At 73.4% G+C, this 17,096-nt stretch carries 15 protein-coding genes and 1 tRNA gene; 10 read left to right on the top strand and 6 right to left on the bottom strand.

From position 1 onward, the window contains the following. Positions 1 to 90: 90 nt before the first annotated feature. From BLP29_RS09675 to BLP29_RS09660, 5 genes are all read left to right on the top strand, one after another. Complete coding sequence (locus BLP29_RS09675) at positions 91 to 2,691, top strand: bifunctional FO biosynthesis protein CofGH (RefSeq protein WP_092803398.1); 2,601 nt, start codon at positions 91 to 93, stop codon at positions 2,689 to 2,691. A gap of 54 nt (positions 2,692 to 2,745) precedes the next feature. After that, positions 2,746 to 2,892 (top strand): hypothetical protein, encoded by a 147-nt coding sequence (locus BLP29_RS20985; RefSeq protein WP_165839344.1) that lies wholly within the window; start codon positions 2,746 to 2,748, stop codon positions 2,890 to 2,892. Between the two features lie 270 nt (positions 2,893 to 3,162). Then, the gene (locus tag BLP29_RS09670) at positions 3,163 to 3,852 is read left to right on the top strand and encodes a hypothetical protein (RefSeq protein ID WP_133379110.1); all 690 of its coding nucleotides are present in this window, start codon (positions 3,163 to 3,165) and stop codon (positions 3,850 to 3,852) included. Beyond that, complete coding sequence (locus tag BLP29_RS09665) at positions 3,849 to 5,345, top strand: glycosyltransferase family 2 protein (RefSeq protein ID WP_092803392.1); 1,497 nt, start codon at positions 3,849 to 3,851, stop codon at positions 5,343 to 5,345. Before BLP29_RS09670 ends, BLP29_RS09665 begins: the two co-directional genes overlap by 4 nt. A 52-nt stretch (positions 5,346 to 5,397) precedes the next feature. Continuing rightward, on the top strand, positions 5,398 to 6,408 hold the full coding sequence (locus tag BLP29_RS09660; protein ID WP_092803389.1) for an NADPH:quinone reductase: 1,011 nt from the start codon (positions 5,398 to 5,400) through the stop codon (positions 6,406 to 6,408). A gap of 133 nt (positions 6,409 to 6,541) precedes the next feature. Here BLP29_RS09660 and BLP29_RS09655 read toward each other — a convergent pair whose 3' ends face one another. The 3 genes from BLP29_RS09655 to BLP29_RS20980 are packed head-to-tail and all read right to left on the bottom strand — an operon-like array spanning position 6,542 to position 9,904. Next, positions 6,542 to 7,702, bottom strand: a complete 1,161-nt coding sequence (locus tag BLP29_RS09655) for an acyl-CoA dehydrogenase family protein (protein ID WP_243469834.1) — start codon at positions 7,700 to 7,702, stop codon at positions 6,542 to 6,544. A gap of 3 nt (positions 7,703 to 7,705) precedes the next feature. Next, complete coding sequence (locus tag BLP29_RS09650) at positions 7,706 to 9,697, bottom strand: acetyl/propionyl/methylcrotonyl-CoA carboxylase subunit alpha (RefSeq protein ID WP_092803386.1); 1,992 nt, start codon at positions 9,695 to 9,697, stop codon at positions 7,706 to 7,708. Positions 9,698 to 9,733: 36 nt separating this feature from the next. Beyond that, positions 9,734 to 9,904, bottom strand: a complete 171-nt coding sequence (locus BLP29_RS20980) for a hypothetical protein (protein ID WP_165839343.1) — start codon at positions 9,902 to 9,904, stop codon at positions 9,734 to 9,736. 95 nt (positions 9,905 to 9,999) lie between these two features. Here BLP29_RS20980 and BLP29_RS09645 point away from each other — a divergent pair, with 95 nt between their 5' ends. Next, on the top strand, positions 10,000 to 10,527 hold the full coding sequence (locus BLP29_RS09645) for a ferritin (RefSeq protein ID WP_092803383.1): 528 nt from the start codon (positions 10,000 to 10,002) through the stop codon (positions 10,525 to 10,527). 1 nt (position 10,528) lies between these two features. On the opposite strand, the gene BLP29_RS09640 is transcribed toward BLP29_RS09645, so the two are convergent. Further along, on the bottom strand, positions 10,529 to 12,142 hold the full coding sequence (locus tag BLP29_RS09640; RefSeq protein WP_092803380.1) for a carboxyl transferase domain-containing protein: 1,614 nt from the start codon (positions 12,140 to 12,142) through the stop codon (positions 10,529 to 10,531). Between the two features lie 85 nt (positions 12,143 to 12,227). Here BLP29_RS09640 and BLP29_RS09635 point away from each other — a divergent pair, with 85 nt between their 5' ends. After that, positions 12,228 to 12,824 carry an SACE_7040 family transcriptional regulator gene (locus BLP29_RS09635; protein ID WP_092804732.1) on the top strand — a complete coding sequence of 199 codons (597 nt, stop codon included), beginning with the start codon at positions 12,228 to 12,230 and terminating at the stop codon, positions 12,822 to 12,824. A gap of 4 nt (positions 12,825 to 12,828) precedes the next feature. Here BLP29_RS09635 and BLP29_RS09630 read toward each other — a convergent pair whose 3' ends face one another. Both BLP29_RS09630 and BLP29_RS09625 read right to left on the bottom strand, forming a co-directional pair. After that, positions 12,829 to 14,679, bottom strand: coding sequence for a hypothetical protein (locus tag BLP29_RS09630; protein WP_092803377.1), 1,851 nt, complete (start codon positions 14,677 to 14,679; stop codon positions 12,829 to 12,831). A gap of 59 nt (positions 14,680 to 14,738) precedes the next feature. Next, positions 14,739 to 15,923 (bottom strand): hypothetical protein, encoded by a 1,185-nt coding sequence (locus BLP29_RS09625; protein ID WP_092803374.1) that lies wholly within the window; start codon positions 15,921 to 15,923, stop codon positions 14,739 to 14,741. Positions 15,924 to 16,059: 136 nt separating this feature from the next. On the opposite strand from BLP29_RS09625, the gene orn reads away from it, so the two are divergent. The 3 genes from orn to BLP29_RS09610 form a co-directional block, all read left to right on the top strand. Further along, on the top strand, positions 16,060 to 16,704 hold the full coding sequence (gene orn / locus BLP29_RS09620; protein WP_092803308.1) for an oligoribonuclease: 645 nt from the start codon (positions 16,060 to 16,062) through the stop codon (positions 16,702 to 16,704). A gap of 46 nt (positions 16,705 to 16,750) precedes the next feature. Next, a tRNA-His gene (locus BLP29_RS09615) sits at positions 16,751 to 16,826 on the top strand. 86 nt (positions 16,827 to 16,912) lie between these two features. After that, a partial coding sequence (locus BLP29_RS09610) for a hypothetical protein (RefSeq protein ID WP_133379108.1) occupies positions 16,913 to 17,096 on the top strand: 184 nt, incomplete at its 3' end.

Here is a 17,096-nt window from a genome sequence, read left to right as displayed (position 1 = left end):
CCGCTGCCCCGGGCGACGATCCGCGTGCGGTGACCGGCCACGGGGCTCCGCCCGACCGGGGTGGCGCACCGGGACTAGCGTTCTTCCTCGATGACCGACGCACCGTTCTCCGAGTCCGCCGTCCGTCGAGCGCTGGTGCGGGCCGAGCGCGGGGTCGCGCTGGACGCCGTCGAGGCCGAGACCCTGCTGTCGGCCCGCGGCCTGGGCGACGGCGAGCCGCTGGACCGGCTGCTGACCGCCGCCGGCCGGGTGCGCGACGCCGGTCTGGCATCGGCAGGGCGGCCGGGTGTGGTCACCTACAGCCGCAAGGTGTTCATCCCGCTCACCCGGCTGTGCCGGGACCGCTGCCACTACTGCACGTTCGTGACCACGCCCGGCCAGTTGCGTGCGGAGGGCCGGGCGCCGTTCCTCTCGCCCGACGAGGTCGTCCAGATCGCCCGGGACGGCGCCGCGCTGGGCTGCAAGGAGGCGCTGTTCACCCTGGGCGACCGCCCGGAGGACAGGTGGCCGGTCGCCGCGGAGTGGCTGGAGGCCGCGGGCTACGACTCCACCCTGGGCTACCTCCGGGCGGTGGCGATCCGGGTGCTCGAGGAGACCGGGCTGCTGCCCCACCTCAACCCCGGGGTGCTGTCGTGGGAGGAGATCCAGCGCCTCAAGCCGGTGTCGGCGTCGATGGGCATGATGCTCGAGACCACCGCGACCCGGCTGTTCACCGAGCGCGGCGGCCCGCACTTCGGCTCCCCGGACAAGGACCCGTCCGTGCGGCTGCGGGTGCTGGAGGACGCCGGCCGCTCCGCCGTCCCCTTCACCACCGGCGTGCTGCTGGGCATCGGTGAGACCCCCGCCGAGCGGGTCGACGCCGTGCTGCGGATCCGGGAGTCGGCGCAGCGGCACGGGCACGTGCAGGAGACCATCGTGCAGAACTTCCGGGCCAAGCCGCGCACCGCGATGGCCGCCACCGACGACCTGGCCCTGCAGGAGTACCTGGCCGCGGTGGCGGTGACCCGGTTGCTGCTGGGGCCCAAGCACCGGGTGCAGGCCCCGCCGAACCTGACCGACCCGGCCGAGCTCGGGCTGCTGCTGCGCGCCGGGGTCGACGACTGGGGCGGGGTCTCACCGCTGACGCCCGACCACGTCAACCCCGAACGGCCCTGGCCGAACGTCGACACGCTCGCCGAGCTGAGCGCACGGGCCGGGTTCACCCTCCGCGAGCGGCTGGCCGCCCAGCCCGGCTACGTGCAGTCCCCCGAGCCGTGGCTGGATCCCCGGCTGCGCCCGCACGTCACCGCGCTGGCCGGTCCCGACGGCCTGGCGGTCCCGGGGCGTCGTCCGGTGGGTCTGCCGTGGCAGGAACCCGACGAGACCTGGGGCGCGAGCGGCCGGGTCGACCTGCACACCGAGATCGACACCGTGGGCCGCACCGAGGACCGGCGCGGCGACTTCGACGCCGTCTACGGCGACTGGTCCGAGCTGCGCGAGCGCACCACGGCCGCCCGGGACGCCGGCAGCACCGCCCTGGCGACCGGCGACCCGGAGGTGCACGCCGCGCTGGCCCGGGCCGAGGCCGACCCGGCCGGCCTCACCGACGCGCAGTACCTGGCCCTGCTCGGCGCCGACGGCCCCGACCTCGACGCGCTGACCGGCCTGGCCGACGCCGTCCGCCGGGACACCGTGGGCGACGACGTCACCTACGTCGTCAACCGGAACATCAACTTCACCAACGTCTGCTACACCGGCTGCCGGTTCTGCGCGTTCGCCCAGCGGCGCACCGACGCCGACGCCTACACCCTGTCGATCGAGCAGGTCGGCGACCGGGTCGACGAGGCCTGGGCCGGCGGCGCCACCGAGATCTGCATGCAGGGCGGCATCCACCCCGACCTGCCCGGCACCGCCTACCTCGACCTGGCGCGGGAGGTGAAGCGCCGGCAGCCGGGCATCCACCTGCACGCCTACTCGCCGATGGAGGTCGTGAACGGCGCCGCCCGCACCGGCCTGTCGTTCCGCGAGTTCCTGACCGCCGCCAAGGAGGCCGGGTTGGACTCGGTCCCCGGCACGGCCGCGGAGATCCTCGACGACGACGTGCGGTGGGTGCTGACGAAGGGGAAGCTGCCCACCGCCACCTGGCTGGAGGTCGTCGGCACCGCGCACGAGGTCGGGCTGCCCTCGACCTCGACGATGATGTACGGCCACGTCGACGCCCCGCACCACTGGGTCGCCCACCTGCGCACCATCGCCGCGCAGCAGGACCGCACCGGCGGCTTCAGCGAGTTCGTGCTGCTGCCCTTCGTGCACCACAGCTCGCCGATCTACCTGGCCGGCGTGGCCCGCCCCGGGCCGACCAACCGGGAGAACCGCGCGGTGCACGCGGTGGCCCGGCTGCTGCTGCACGGCCGCATCGACAACGTCCAGACCTCGTGGGTCAAGCTCGGCGACGCCGGCACCCGGACCGTCCTGACCGGCGGTGCGAACGACCTGGGCGGCACGCTCATGGAGGAGACCATCAGCCGCATGGCCGGCAGCGAGAACGGCTCGCTGAAGACCATCGCCGAGCTCGAGGCCATGGCCGCCGCCATCGGTCGTCCCGCCCGGCAGCGCACCACCGACTACGGGACGCCGACGGCCGAGCGCCTGGCCACGGCCCGCTCCGACGCCGGCCGCCGCGCCCTCACCCTGCAGATCACCCCGGCCTGATCGGTCGCCGCACCACCACGGAACGTCATCGCCCGGTTGTTGCATCGACTGTGCGTGAGCATTGAACTACTCCGCGGAAACCGCGGCATCCAGTCGGCGATCCTGTCGGTCGGGTGGCCGGTGCTCTACCTCATCACCGTGCTGCAGACGCTGTTCATGATCAAGGAGCTCGTCCGCCGGCAGCGGGGCTTCACCGTCTGACGCAGCCCACCCACCCCGACGGGGCCCACGGTCATCGACCGTGGGCCCCGTCGTCGTCCCACGAGGTCACTCCGCGGCGGGCACCGCCCGGTCGCTAGCCCGATCGGGTGGACCCGCGACGGAAACCACCCCAACGGGTCCGGCGTGGCACGGCAACCCTTGACCCCCCTCACGTCCGGTCACATCGTCGTCACTGACAGCCCGGGACGACGGCGACCCGGTGCACCCATCTCGATGCGCGACCCGTGTCGCCACCCAGGAGACCCCGACGTGAGGCCACCCGCCCCCGCCCCCCGATCCCGACGGACCCGGGCACTGCTCATCGGGGCGGTGCTGACCGGCACGGCTGCCCTGAGCGCCTGCCAGCTGCCCGACGTGAGCATGAGCCCGTCGGCGGCCGACACCGCCACCACCGCCGCGACGACCACCCGGGCCGCGAGCCCGTCCCCCACCGCCGAGGTCGAGGCGGTGCAGGCCGTCAGCACGCCGACCGCGACCACCCCCACCGTCGCGCCGCGCCCGGCCGGCGAGCTGGACCCGGGCTCGGTCACCCACGCAGTCGCCGCCGGGGACCGCCAGCTGGTCGTCGACTGGTGGACCACCGGCTCCCCCACCACCTGGACCGCGGCCGAGGAGAAGACCGTCCAGTTGTCGGCCCACCTCGAGGGCGGCGACGATTCGCGCATCGAGGTCCTCGTCACCCGCTTCAGCGCGGTGCTCGACGACGGCACCAGCCGCACCTCGCTGTCCGACGACCGGGGCGAGTTCGCCCTGCAGGCCCCCTACACCTACGGGACGGCGTTGACCCTCCCCGCCTCGGCACCCGGCGCCACCTCGGCGACCGTCTCGCTGCAGTTCGACCTGCTGGTCGAGACCGAGCCCGGGTCGCAGCGCTACTTCCGACAGACCGTCCTGGACAGCCTCGTGCTGCCCTTCACCGCCGCGCAGGAGTCCGAATGACCGAGATCGCCGTCCCCGGGACCACCACGCGCGGCATGCGCCGGTCCACCGACCGGATCACCCTGCTCGCCCGCTCCGGGGACGAGATCCCCGACGTGAGCACGCTGGTCCCCGAGCAGTTCGCGGACTGGAACACCTCCACCACGCGCCGGCACGCCACCATCGCCTGCGTCATCCCCGCCTACAACGAGGAGGGCACGATCGCCGCCGTCCTCACCTCGATCCTGTCCCAGACCCGGCCGCCGGACACCATCCACGTCGTCATCAACAACACCGACGACGACACCGGCGAGATCGCCCAGGGCTTCGCCGGCGAGCACGAGCGGGTCGTCAAGGGCCAGAAGTACTCGACCGTCGTGCACGTGCACGACATCGGGGTCAACCCGGACAAGAAGGTCGGCGCGCTGAACTTCGGCTACTACGTCAGCCGCGGGCACGACTACATCCTCGGTGTGGACGGCGACACCACCCTCGACCGCTTCTGCGTCGAGTGGATGGAGAAGGAGATGGTGACCGACCAGCGCATCGGTGGCCTGTCGGCCATCTACTCCTTCGACAAGTCGACGGTGAAGGGCCCGATGGCCAAGTTCCTGGTCGCCGGGCAGCGCGCGCAGTTCGCCGGGTTCAACATGGACAACCTGGTGCGTGGCCGGAACATGGCCGTGCTGGGCGGCCAGTGCTCGCTGTTCAGCGTCCGTGCGCTGGAGCAGGTCATGTACCTCAACCACCAGGCCGCGCCGTGGGTGCGCGACTCGGAGGTCGAGGACTCCAAGCTCTCGCTGCAGATCAAGGACGCCGGCTTCAGCACCAAGATCAGCGCCCGCTCGCGCGCGAACGTGGGCCCGATGACCACCCTGCGCTCGCTGCACGGCCAGCAGGTGAAGTGGAACTACGGCGGCATCGACCTGCTGTGGCCCGGTCAGCGCGGGGACACCAAGGGCCAGCCCATGCACCCGAACCTGCGGCTGCGCTGGTACGAGAACATCTCGATGGTGCTGAACATCGTCAGCCGCATGGCCTTCCTGCTGCTGCTCGCGGCGGCGCTCAGCATCGACGCCTTCGTCTTCAACCCGGTCTGGCTCATCCCGCCGGCGGTCGCGACGATGCTCAACCTGCGCATCGCGGCCTCGATGCACGACAAGAGCGCCTCGGACATCTTCTACGCGCTGCTCATCGCCCCGGCCGAGCTGTACATGTGGTTGCGCATGGGGCACTTCCTGACCGCGTGGACGCAGTTCTTCGCCCGCTCGGACAAGGACAACTGGGCCGCCCAGGCCGCCGCCGAGCGTGGCCGCGGGTCGGCCTACGTCATGCCGCTGGTCTGCGCGGTCGCCACGTTCGCCGTCCTGATCTTCGCCTGGAGCCAGCAGAGCGTGCAGCTGCAGTCGGCGATCCTGTCCATCGGCTGGCCGGTGCTGTACCTGCTGACCGTCCTGCAGACGCTGTTCATGATCAAGAAGCTCGTCCGCCGGCAGCGGGGCTTCCAGGTCTGATCCTCACCCGGTCGCGGATGCGCCGGCATCCGCGACCGGGTAGGCAGGTGGGGTGCGTGCGATCACCTACACCGAGACCGGTGGCCCCGACGTCCTGCAGCTCACCGACCGCCCGACCCCCGAGCCGGGGCCCGGCGAGGTGCGGGTGCGGCTCGCCCTCTCCGGGGTCAACCCGACCGACTGGAAGTCCCGCAGCACCGCCGACCCCGGCGACGGCGGCAAGACCCCGAACCAGGACGGCGCCGGCACCGTCGACGCGGTCGGCGAAGGCGTGGACCCGGGCCGGGTCGGCGAGCGGGTGTGGGTCTGGGAGGCCGCCTGGCAGCGCCCGACCGGGACGGCGGCCGAGCACACCGTCGTCCGCGCCGAGCAGGCCGTGCCGCTGGGCGAGCACCCCTTCGAGCTCGGCGCGGCGCTCGGCATCCCGTTCATGACCGCGCACCGCTGCCTCACCGTCGCCGAGCACCTCCCCCGCCACCTGGCGCCCGGGTCGCTGGACGGCGTCCCCGTGCTCGTGCAGGGCGGCGCCGGCGCGGTGGGCAACGCCGCGATCCAGCTGGCCCGCTGGGCCGGCGCCACGGTCATCACCACCGTCAGCTCACCGGAGAAGGCCGAGCTCGCCCGGGCCGCCGGCGCCCACCACGTCGTGGACTACCGGCGCGAGGACGTCGCCGCCCGGGTGCGGGAGATCGCGCCCGACGGCGTCCAGGCCGTCGTCGAGGTCAACATCCGGGCCAATGCCGAGGTCGACACGAAGCTGGTCGCCCAGCACGCGTCGCTCGCGATCTACGCCGACGACGGCGGGCCCGAGTTCAGCGCCCCCACCCGGGCGTTCATGGCGCTGAACACCCGGTTCCAGTTCGTGCTGGTCTACACCGCGCCGGCCGAGGCCAAGACCCAGGCCGTCGCGGACATCTCGACCGCCCTGGCGGCGGGGGCGATCCGGGTCGGCGAGGACGCCGGGCTTCCGCTGCACCGGTACCCGCTGGCCGAGACCGCCGCGGCGCACCAGGCCGTGCAGGACGCCGTCGTCGGGAAGGTGCTGGTCGACGTGACCGCCTGACGCGGGCGCGAGGCGGGTCCGCAGGGGCGCCTCGGGCGGCGTCCTCCTCCACGGAGGTCCGTCGTCCTCCACCGGATCCGGTGGAGGAGGACGGAGTTCCGTGCACCCCCCTGGTCGACGCTGCGGGGGACGCTCAGGCGCCGACGCCCAGGGAGCGGGCGATGAGCATGCGCTGCACCTCGCTGGTGCCCTCGCCGATCTCCAGGATCTTGGCGTCGCGGTAGAACCGGCCCACCGGGAACTCGTTCATGAAGCCGTAGCCGCCGTGCACCTGCGTGGCGTAGCGGGCGTTCTCCATCGCCATCTCCGAGCTGTAGAGCTTGGCGATCGCGGCCTCGCGCTTGAACGGCTCACCGCGCAGCATCTTCTCCGCCGCCCGGTAGTAGGCCAGCCGCGCGGTCGAGGCGCGCACCTCCATGTCGGCGATCATGAAGGCCACGGCCTGGTTGCGGCCGATCGCCTGGCCGAACGCCTCGCGCTCGGCGGCGTACTTCACGCTCTCGTCGACGCAGCCCTGGCACAGCCCGACGGCCAGCGCCGCGATCGCGATGCGGCCCTCGTCGAGGATCGACAGGAACTGGGCGTAGCCCCGGCCCCGCTCCCCCACCAGGTTCTCCTCGGGCACGCGCACGTCGGTGAACGACAGCTCGCGGGTGTCGGAGGCGTTCCAGCCGACCTTGGAGTACCGCTGGCCGACGACGAAGCCCGGCGTGCCCGACGGCACGATGATCGCCGAGATCTCCTTGCCGCCGTCGGGCTTGGTGCCGGTGACCGCGGTGACGGTGACCAGCTCGGTGAGATCGGTGCCGGAGTTGGTGATGAACGCCTTGGACCCGTTGATGACCCAGTGGCCGTCCTCGAGCTTCGCCGTCGTCCGGGTCGAACCGGCGTCGGAGCCGCCGCCGGCCTCGGTCAGCCCGAAGGCACCCAGGGCCTCCCCGGCGCACAGCCGCGGCAGCCACTCCTTCTTCTGCTCCTCGGTGCCGAAGCGGAAGATCGGCATCGCCCCCAGCGAGACGCCGGCCTCGAGGGTGATGGCGATCGACGAGTCGACCCGGGCGAGCTCCTCGAGCGCGACGCAGAGGGTGAAGTAGTCACCGCCCGAGCCGCCGTACTCCTCGGGGAAGGGCAGCCCGAACAGACCCAGCTCGCCCATCTGGCGCACGATGGCCGTCGGGAACTCGTCGGCCTCGTAGAACGCCCCGATCTGCGGGCGCACCACCTCGTTCGCGAACTCGCGGACCATCGTCCGCAGCGCTTCGGTCTCGGTGTCCAGCCGGTAGTCCAGCACCATTGCTCAGTCCCCTTCGGGCACCCGTGGGGTCACCACGGCCACCTGCTCGTCCAGCCGGACCTGGTGGCCGGCGGTCACGGGGAGCTCGGTGACGACGCCGTCGACCGGCGCGGTCAGCACGTGCTCCATCTTCATCGCCTCGACGACCAGCAGCGGGGTCCCCGCCACCACCTCGTCGCCGACCGCGGCCCGGACGACGGTGACCGTGCCCGGCATCGGCGCGGTCACCACCCCGTCGGCCGCAGCCGCGGCACCTGCGCCGGCCGACCGCTCGACCAGCCGGAAGGGCAGCGCGAACCCCTCGATGCCCAACCAGACCGTGCCGCCGTCGCGGGCGGTCACGTACCAGGTGGTCACGTCGCCGACGGTCACGGCCAGCCGGTCGCCCTGCCGCCACGCCCGGGCCGGCAGCGGCTCGCCCTCGCCCACGCGCACCTGCGCCTCGGACGCCCGGCCGCGGGTGCGCACGACGACGGGCTCGCCGCCGGGCACCACGAGCGTGCGCGGGGTCCAGGCGTGCTCGCCGACCCGCCACCCGCCGGGCACCGACCAGGGGTCGACCCGGGTTCCAGCGGGCTCGTCCTCCAGCAGCAGGGCCAGGGCCACCGCCGCGTAGGCCGACGGCGGCGGGTCCTCGGCCCGGGTCAGCTGCTCGCCGCGCCGCTCGATCAACCCGGTGTCGAGGTCGCCCGCGACGACGTCGGGGTCGGAGAGCAGCGCCCGCAGGAACGGCACGTTGGTCGACACCCCGAGGACGGCGGTGCGACCGAGCGCGGCGACCAGCCGGCCCCGGGCGGTCTCGCGGGTCGGGCCCCAGGCGATGACCTTGGCCAGCATGGGGTCGTAGTCGGTGCCGACCACGCCGCCCTCGACCAGCGAGCTGTCGACCCGCACACCCTCACCGACCGGCTCGGTCAGCGAGACCACGGTGCCGGCCTGGGGCAGGAACCCGCGGGCGGGGTCCTCGGCGTAGACCCGGGCCTCGATCGCGTGCCCGTCGAGCGAGACGTCGGCCTGCTCCAGGGGCAGCTGCTCCCCCGCCGCCACCCGCACCTGCAGCTCGACCAGGTCCAGGCCGGTGACGGCCTCGGTCACCGGGTGCTCGACCTGCAGCCGGGTGTTCATCTCCAGGAAGAAGAAGTCGCGCGGGTTGTCGGCGTCGACGATGAACTCGACCGTGCCCGCACCGGTGTAGCCGACCGCGGCCGCGGCGTCGACGGCCGCCTGCCCCATCGTGGCGCGCATGCGGGCCGACAGCAGCGGCGAGGGGGCCTCCTCGACGACCTTCTGGTGCCGGCGCTGCAGCGAGCACTCGCGCTCGCCCAGGTGCAGCACGGTGCCGTGGGTGTCGGCCATGACCTGCACCTCGATGTGCCGGCTGTTGCCCACGTACCGCTCGACGAGCAGCGTGTCGTCGCCGAAGGAGGACCGGGCCTCGCGCCGGGCGCCGGCGATCTGCTCGGCGAGCTCGGACTCCTCGCGCACCACCCGCATGCCCTTGCCGCCACCGCCGGCCGAGGGCTTGAGCAGCACCGGGAACCCCGCCTCGACGGCGGCCGCGGCCACCGCGGCGTCGTCCATGCCGGGCTCGGAGGAGCCCGGGACGACGGGCACGCCCGCGGCCCGCACGGTGGCCTTGGCCCGGATCTTGTCGCCCATTGCCTCGATGGCGGCCACGGGCGGCCCGATGAAGGTGATGCCGGCGGCCTCCAGCGCCCGGGCGAACTCGACGTTCTCGGACAGGAAGCCGTAGCCGGGGTGCACCGCCTGCGCTCCGGTGGCCCGGCAGGCGGCGACGATGCGCTCGATCGACAGGTAGCTCTGCGCGGCCGGCGCCGGCCCGATGGGGACGGCGAGGTCGGCGACCCGGGTGTGCAGCGCGCCGGCGTCGGCCTCGCTGAAGACCGCGACCGAGCGGATGCCCATCGAGCGCAGGGTGCGGATGACCCGCACCGCGATCTCGCCGCGGTTGGCGACCAGGACGGTGGTGAACATCAGGCGTCCACCGCCGACCGGGCCGGCGCGATCAGCTCAGGCTGCGCGCCCCAGGACCTTGTCGGCCTTGCCCACCTTGACCAGGCGGCGCTTCTTGACCGTGTAGCCCGGCGGGAGCGTGCCCTCGGCGAGTGCGCGCAGCGGGCACCGCCCGCAGCGCGGTTTGTCGACGCAGCACTTCTTCTTCGGCATGCGCTGCTTGGCCATGCGGTGAGGTTAGCCATACCTGTCTCCGTGCGGAAGGGGTGGCCAGGGACAGCCGGTACGGTCTCTGCGACGTCCAGCCCCGAAGGAGACACACCGTGGCCGCCGAAGCCTTCATCGCCCAGCTCAACGTGCAGATCGGCAACGAGTTCGCCGCGCACCAGCAGTACGTCGCCTGCGCGGTCTACTACGACCAGCAGACGATGCAGCAGACCGCGCAGCTGTTCTTCGACCAGGCCGCCGAGGAGCGCAGCCACGCGATGATGATGGTGCGCTACCTGCTCGACGCCGACGCCGAGGTGCGCATCCCGGCTCTGCCGGCCCCGATCTGCGACTTCTCCGACGTCGTGGCCCCGGTCGCGCTGGCCCTGGAGCAGGAGAAGCGCGTCACCGAGCAGATCAACGAGCTCACCGCCATCGCCCGCCGCGAGAACGACTTCGCCTCCGACCAGTTCATGCAGTGGTTCATCAAGGAGCAGGTCGAGGAGGTCAGCAAGATGAGCGACCTGCTGGCCGTCGCCAAGCGCAGCGCGCACGACGTCGAGCAGATCGAGGACTACGTGCAGCGCGAGGCCGCCGCCGGCGAGGGCGTCGACCCCACCGCGCCGCGCGTCGCGGGCGTCTGAGTCACATCCGGAAGACGCCATAGCCGACCTCCTCCAGGGGGGCGTGCGCGACGGCGGACAGCGCGAGGCCCAGCACGGTCCTGGTGTCGGCGGGGGCGATGACCCCGTCGTCCCAGAGCCGGGCGGTCGCGTAGTACGGGTGGCCCTGCCGCTCGTACTGCTCACGGACGGGGGCCTTGAAGGCCTCCTCGTCCTCGGCCGACCACTCCTGCCCGCGGGCCTCCAGGCCGTCGCGGCGCACGGTGGCCAGCACGCCGGCGGCCTGCTCGCCGCCCATGACCGAGATGCGGGCGTTGGGCCAGGTCCACAGGAAGCGGGGCGAGTAGGCCCGGCCGCACATCGAGTAGTTGCCGGCACCGAAGGAACCACCGATGACCACGGTCAACTTGGGCACCCGGGCGCACGCGACCGCGGTGACCATCTTGGCGCCGTGCTTGGCGATGCCGCCGGCCTCGTAGTCGCGCCCGACCATGAACCCGCTGATGTTCTGCAGGAACAGCAGCGGCACCTTGCGCTTGTCGCACAGCTCGACGAAGTGCGCGCCCTTGACGGCCGACTCCCCGAACAGGATGCCGTTGTTGGCCACGATGCCCACCGGGTGGCCGTGGATGCGGGCGAAGCCGGTGACCAGGGTCTGCCCGTACAGGGCCTTGAACTCGTGGAAGCGGCTGCCGTCGACCAGCCGGGCGATGACCTCGCGGACGTCGTAGGGGGTGCGGCTGTCGGGCGGCACGACGTCGTAGAGCGACTCGGGCGGGTGCACCGGCTCCTCGGTCGGCTCGACACCCCACGGGGTGGGCTCGACCGGGGCCAGCGTGCCGACGATCTGCCGGACGATCTGCAGCGCGTGGGCGTCGTCCTCGGCCAGGTGGTCGGTGACCCCGCTGGTGCGGCTGTGCAGGTCTCCCCCGCCCAGCTCCTCGGCGGTGACCACCTCGCCGGTGGCCGCCTTCACCAGCGGCGGGCCGCCCAGGAAGATCGTGCCCTGGTCGCGGACGATGACGGCCTCGTCGCTCATGGCCGGCACGTAGGCGCCGCCGGCGGTGCACGAGCCCATCACCGCGGCGATCTGCGGGATGCCCTGCCGGGACATCGTGGCCTGGTTGTAGAAGATGCGGCCGAAGTGCTCGCGGTCGGGGAACACCTCGTCCTGCAGCGGCAGGAAGGCACCGCCGGAGTCGACCAGGTAGATGCACGGCAGCCGGTTCTGCAGCGCGACCTCCTGCGCCCGCAGGTGCTTCTTCACCGTCATCGGGTAGTAGGTGCCACCCTTGACGGTGGCGTCGTTGGCGACGACGACCACCTCGCGGCCGGCCACCCGCCCGACGCCGGTGATGATCCCGGCGGCCGGGGCGTCGCCGTCGTACAGGCCGTGCGCGGCCAACGGCGAGAGCTCCAGGAACGGGGCGCCGGGGTCGAGCAGGGCGTCGACCCGCTCGCGGGGCAGCAGCTTGCCGCGGTCGGTGTGCCGGGTGCGGGCGCGCTCACCGCCCCCCAGCGCCACCTGCCGGAGCTGGTCGGCGAGGTCGGCGGCGAGTTCCCGGTGCCGCTCGGCCCACCGGGCCGCGGCGTCGGGGTCGGCCGGCGGGGCACTGCTGAGCACCGGTGCGTCCACGCCGGGATGTTAACCACGGTTCACGTCGGGGGTCCACTGCGACGCGTGCACACAGGTACTCCGGTGCGGTCCTAACCTGGTGGGCGTGACCGCCGAGCCCGACAGCGCGCTGCACGCCGACGCGGCACGCCCCTCGCGGCGCGAGCAGATCCTGCAGGCGGCGGCCCGACTGTTCGCCGAGCGCGGCGCACGCAGCGTTGGCGTCGACGACATCGGCGCAGCGGTCGGCGTGACCGGGCCGGCGATCTACCGGCACTTCACCGGCAAGGACGCCATGCTCGCCGAGATGCTGCTGCGGATCAGCGAGCGGCTGCAGGCCGGCGCGGAGCGCGTGGTGCTCGCCGCCGGCGACGACCCCCGCGCCCAGCTCGACGCCCTGGTCGCCTTCCAGGTCGACTTCGCCCTGGACAACCCCGCCCTCATCACCGTGCAGGACCGTGACCTGGGCGCGCTGTCCGAGGACGACGCCCGGCAGGTGCGCCGACTGCAGCGGCGCTACGTCGAGCAGTGGGTCGCCGTCCTGACCGCACTGGACCCCGATGCCACGACGGCCGCGTGCCGGGCCCGGGCGCACGCCCTCTTCGGGTTGATCAACTCCACCCCGCACAGCGCGGGCCGGTTGTCCCGCCCGGCCATGCGGGCGCTGCTGGTGACCATGGCCACCTCGGCGGCCACCGGCTGACCGCTCAGCGGGTGGGGTCGAGCTCCACGGCGTCGTCGGCCAGCTGCTGCAGGGCGCCGGCCTCGCCGGGCTCGCCCACCCACGAGGTCTCCACGACGACGGCGACGTCGTCGACGGCTTCGCTGGCGTACTCCGCGCCCGACAGCGCCTCGGGGCCGCCCTCGTAGCGCGAGCCCTCGCGCAGCAGGTCGCTGACGTTGCCGGTGCCCGACACGTCGGTGAGCGAGAGCAGGGCCTGCACGCGGGCGGGGTCGGGCATGGTCACCCGGGACACCGACACCACGGCCGGCTGGCCGCCGACCTCGGCCGACCACAGCGAGCGCGAGAGCCCCAGGCAGTCGGTGGTGGCGAAGAAGCTGGTCACCGCCCCGTAGGAGTGCTCGCGGCAGCTGCTGTCGTAGGAGACGACCTGCAGCGTGTAGTCGGTGTCGCCGCCCTGCTGCACGGTGCCCACGGGCAGCGCCGACGGCGTGGTCGGGCCGCTGGACGTCGTGGGGGCACTGGTGGAGGTCGGTGCGGCCTGGGTGCCGCCGTCGTCGTCCCCGCCCAGGCCCTGGGCGACCAGGACCCCGCCGAGGACGACCAGCAGCAGGGCCACCGCCGCGGCGACCAGCACCACCGAGCGTCTGCGCCGACCCGGCGGGGCGACCTCCGGCTCGGACGGCGGCTCGGACTGCGGCTCGGCCACCCAGCTCTGCGCCGACCAGGCCGGTGCCGCCGGGGCCGCCGGGGCCCGGTGCGCCGGGGGCTCGTCGCGGGCGCCGAAGATGCCGCCGATGCCGCCGGTCTCCTCCGGGCCGTCGGCGGCGGGGGGTGCGGGCTCCGGCGCGGGGGCGGGTCCGGGGGACACCGGCCGGATCTGCTGGGTCGACTGCCACCCCGGGGCCTGCTGGGGCGGCTGGTCGGGCGCTGCAGCGGTCTGCGGGGCGCCCGGCCCGGGGAGGGCGACGGTGTCGCCGCCGGCCGTGCGCAGCTGCGCGGGCACCTCGGGGTGCGCCTGCTGCTCGGCCGCCGCTGCGGCCGCCAGCGCGGCGGCGGCGGCCGGGTCGACCAGGGGGCCACCGGTCTGACCGCGGTGGCCGTACCCGGGGTCGTGGCCCGGCACCGGATCCAGCCGCCCCGGGTCGGTCGCCGTCGGCCCCGCGGAGCGCACGGCCGGCTGGTTGGCCAGCGTGGCGGGGGCCAGCAGCTCGCGCCGGCGCAGGACGTAGGGCGAGTACGGGAAGCCCTCGCCGTTGAGCTCCTCGACCGCGGGGCTGCGCCCGCCGACGCCGAGCGCCTCGAGGGCGGCCCGGACGTCGGCCGTCGTCCACAGCCGCGGGTTGTCGGTGCCGGCGTACCGGCTGGCGCGGGCGATGCCCAGCAGCAGTGACCGGGACTCCAGCAGGGACACCTGGTCGCCCTCGCCGAGGTCGCCGTCGGCCGGCACGAGGCCGCGCAGGTCGCCGTGCAGGACGGTGAGCCGGGCGATGCGTCCGGGCTCGAGGCCGGCCCGGCGCAGCCGGACGGCGACCTCCATGCCGGCGCGCATGAGGCCGTCGAGGGGGGTCGACCCGCCACCGGCCAGCCGCAGGACGTCGCCAGGGCCGGCCCCGGGACCGATCGTCCAGGAGCCCTCGGGCAGCACCGTGACCACGCCGGACTGGCGGACGACCTCGACCACCCGCACCACGGCGACGCCCTCGGGCACCAGCACGACGGCGTCGCTGATCCGGCGGTCCATGGGGCCGTCGGACAGCGCGAGCGAGGCGACCAGGGCGCCGCGCACGGAGCCGCCGGTGTCCCAGCTGCCGAGCTCGGCGAAGAAGGCGCGTTCGGCCCCGGTCTCCAGCCCCGAGGGCGTGAGGATCAGCACCGCGTCGCCTCCCGGGTCATCGCGTCGACGTTACGACATGACGGCGACCCGGCGGTGGCTCACCGTGCGGACGCGCCGTGACCCGCCGGCGGAGCGGCCTCCAGCGGGGCGCACCACCGCGCCCACCGGGCCGACGACCCGACCCGGTCGACGACCGCCCACAGCACGGCGAAGCCCAGGCACACGGCCGGGGCGACCTGCCACTGCCACGGTGGGATGACGGCCAGGAACTCCTGCACGAAGGCGGCGAGGAAGACCGCGCCCGCCACGGGGACGCCGGCCAGCCAGCCCGGCACCCGCCAGGTGACGGCGCAGTCGACCAGCACGGCCCCGACCAGCAGCATCACCGGCAGCACGGAGGGCGGGAAGCCGGTGGCCACGAGGAACCCCCAGACGACGGCCCGGTAGGCCAGGTAGGTGCCCACCAGCACGGTCGCCGTCCACCGCTTGCCGACCACCCTGCGGGCCACGACGAGGGAGAGCAGGCCGGCGCAGATCAGCCACGCCGGGTGGACCCAGGGCGGCACGGGGAGCATGAAGCTGGTCGGCGAGGACCCCTGGGCCGCGGCGAAGTCCAGCAGCTGGGGCTCGGCGGTGGTGTGCCCGTCGCGGTAGGCGGCCAGCGACAGCACCCCGTACTCCTGGTGCTGGTTGGGGAACAGCATGTTCTCCACGAAGAACAGCCACAGCCCGAGCAGCACCCCGGTGCGCACCCGGCCCGGTGCCGCGTACAGCCACCAGCCACGGATCGCCCCGGCCAGCATGATCGCGGTGCCGACGTACAGGAGCATGTGGCTGGGGCTCCAGCTCGTGATGTCCAGGCCGTTGACGCGGTGGTTGATGATGTCGACCGGCACCGCGACCAGGAAGGTCGCCGTCCCCCACTGCATCCAGCGCAGCGCCCGCCGGTCGACCCCGCGACCGCTGTAGGTGTGCACCACGACCAGCGCCACCACCAGCACGGTGCCGGCGGAGTTCATGAGGTGCGGCGGGGCCAGGTCGTCGCGCAACCACTTGAAGTGCCACGAGACGTCCCAGGACGAGCCGAGCATCTTCAGTGCGAAGGCCAGCAGCCAGCCGCCGTAGAGCCAGCGCAGCTCGGTCTCGGTGGTCGGGCGCCCGGGGGCACCCGGCGTCATCGCGTAGGACCAGAGCCACCGGGTGGCGGCCACCGGGTGGCGCAGCGCAGCGCGCACCGAGGTCGGGGCCGGCCGGGCGGGGGCGGTGCGGGTGTCCAGAGTCATGGAACGGCTCCTGGCGTGAGGCGAGACTGCAGCGTATCGGCGCGGAGGGTCAGGGTCAGCACCTTCGAGTGGCGCGGTGGGCACTTATCCCGTAAGGAGCGTGTCGTCGTCGGCGTGGTGCGTACTGTCGCGAGCCGTGGCAGGCAACGGAGCGCACAACCTGGTCTGGATCGACTGCGAGATGACCGGGCTGGACTTGACCAAGGACAAGCTCGTCGAGATCGCGGTGGTGGTCACCGACTCCGAGCTCAACGTCCTCGACCCGGGTCTCGACGTGATCATCCACGCCGACGACGACGCGCTGGCCGGCATGGACGACGTCGTCGTCGCCATGCACGCGAAGTCGGGGCTGACCGAGGCGGTGCGCGCCTCGGCCGTGACCGTCGCCGAGGCCGAGGAGCAGGTGCTCGCCTACGTGAAGCGGTTCGCCCCCGAGCGCCGCACCGCGCCGCTGTGCGGCAACTCGATCGGCACCGACCGCGGGTTCATCGCCCGCGACATGCCGACCCTCGACGACCACCTGCACTACCGCATGGTCGACGTCTCCTCGGTGAAGGAGCTGGCCCGGCGCTGGTTCCCCCGGGTGTACTTCAACCAGCCGCCCAAGGGCCTGGCCCACCGCGCGCTGGCCGACATCCTCGAGTCCATCCGCGAGCTGGCCTACTACCGGGGCGCGGTCTTCGTGCCCGCGCCCGGCCCGACCACCGACCAGGCACAGGCCGCGGCGGCCGCGGCCACCGACACGTACGCCGCTCTGCTGACCCCGCAGCAGCCGGGCTGAGGTCTCCGGTACTCTTCTCGACGGCCCGCCTCGCGGCGGGCCGATGGTGGGTGTAGCTCAGCTGGTAGAGCGCCAGGTTGTGATCCTGGATGTCGCGGGTTCAAGTCCCGTCACTCACCCCATCGAAACCCCTGGTCAGCCCCGCTGGCCGGGGGTTTCGCCGTTCCGGGTCAACATCTGGTCAACGCCGACGGGGCAGACTGGGGCCGTGGCGAGCGTGCAGCGGCGGAAGTATGCCGACGGGCGGACCGTGCACCGGGTGCTGTTCCGGCAGGGTGGCAGGCAGTCCAGCCTCACGTACGTCGACGCGAAGTCGGCCGAGAAGGCCCGCAAGCTGATCGAGGCGCTCGGCCCGGACGAGGCCGTGCCCCGCCTCGAGGGGCGCTCCCCCA

This window comes from Klenkia marina (assembly GCF_900101025.1).
In the GTDB taxonomy this organism is placed as follows: domain Bacteria; phylum Actinomycetota; class Actinomycetes; order Mycobacteriales; family Geodermatophilaceae; genus Klenkia; species Klenkia marina.
Note: the sequence above shows the minus strand (reverse complement) of the source record. Positions and strands in the feature narration are given on the sequence as shown.

Coding starts and splice junctions, on each gene's coding strand:
- BLP29_RS09665 (WP_092803392.1), top strand. CDS start 3,849: ATGACCGAGATCGCCGTCCCCGGGACCACCACGCGCGGCATGCGCCGG.
- BLP29_RS09675 (WP_092803398.1), top strand. CDS start 91: ATGACCGACGCACCGTTCTCCGAGTCCGCCGTCCGTCGAGCGCTGGTG.
- BLP29_RS20980 (WP_165839343.1), bottom strand. CDS start 9,904: ATGGCCAAGCAGCGCATGCCGAAGAAGAAGTGCTGCGTCGACAAACCG.
- BLP29_RS09650 (WP_092803386.1), bottom strand. CDS start 9,697: ATGTTCACCACCGTCCTGGTCGCCAACCGCGGCGAGATCGCGGTGCGG.
- BLP29_RS09625 (WP_092803374.1), bottom strand. CDS start 15,923: ATGACTCTGGACACCCGCACCGCCCCCGCCCGGCCGGCCCCGACCTCG.
- BLP29_RS09655 (WP_243469834.1), bottom strand. CDS start 7,702: ATGGTGCTGGACTACCGGCTGGACACCGAGACCGAAGCGCTGCGGACG.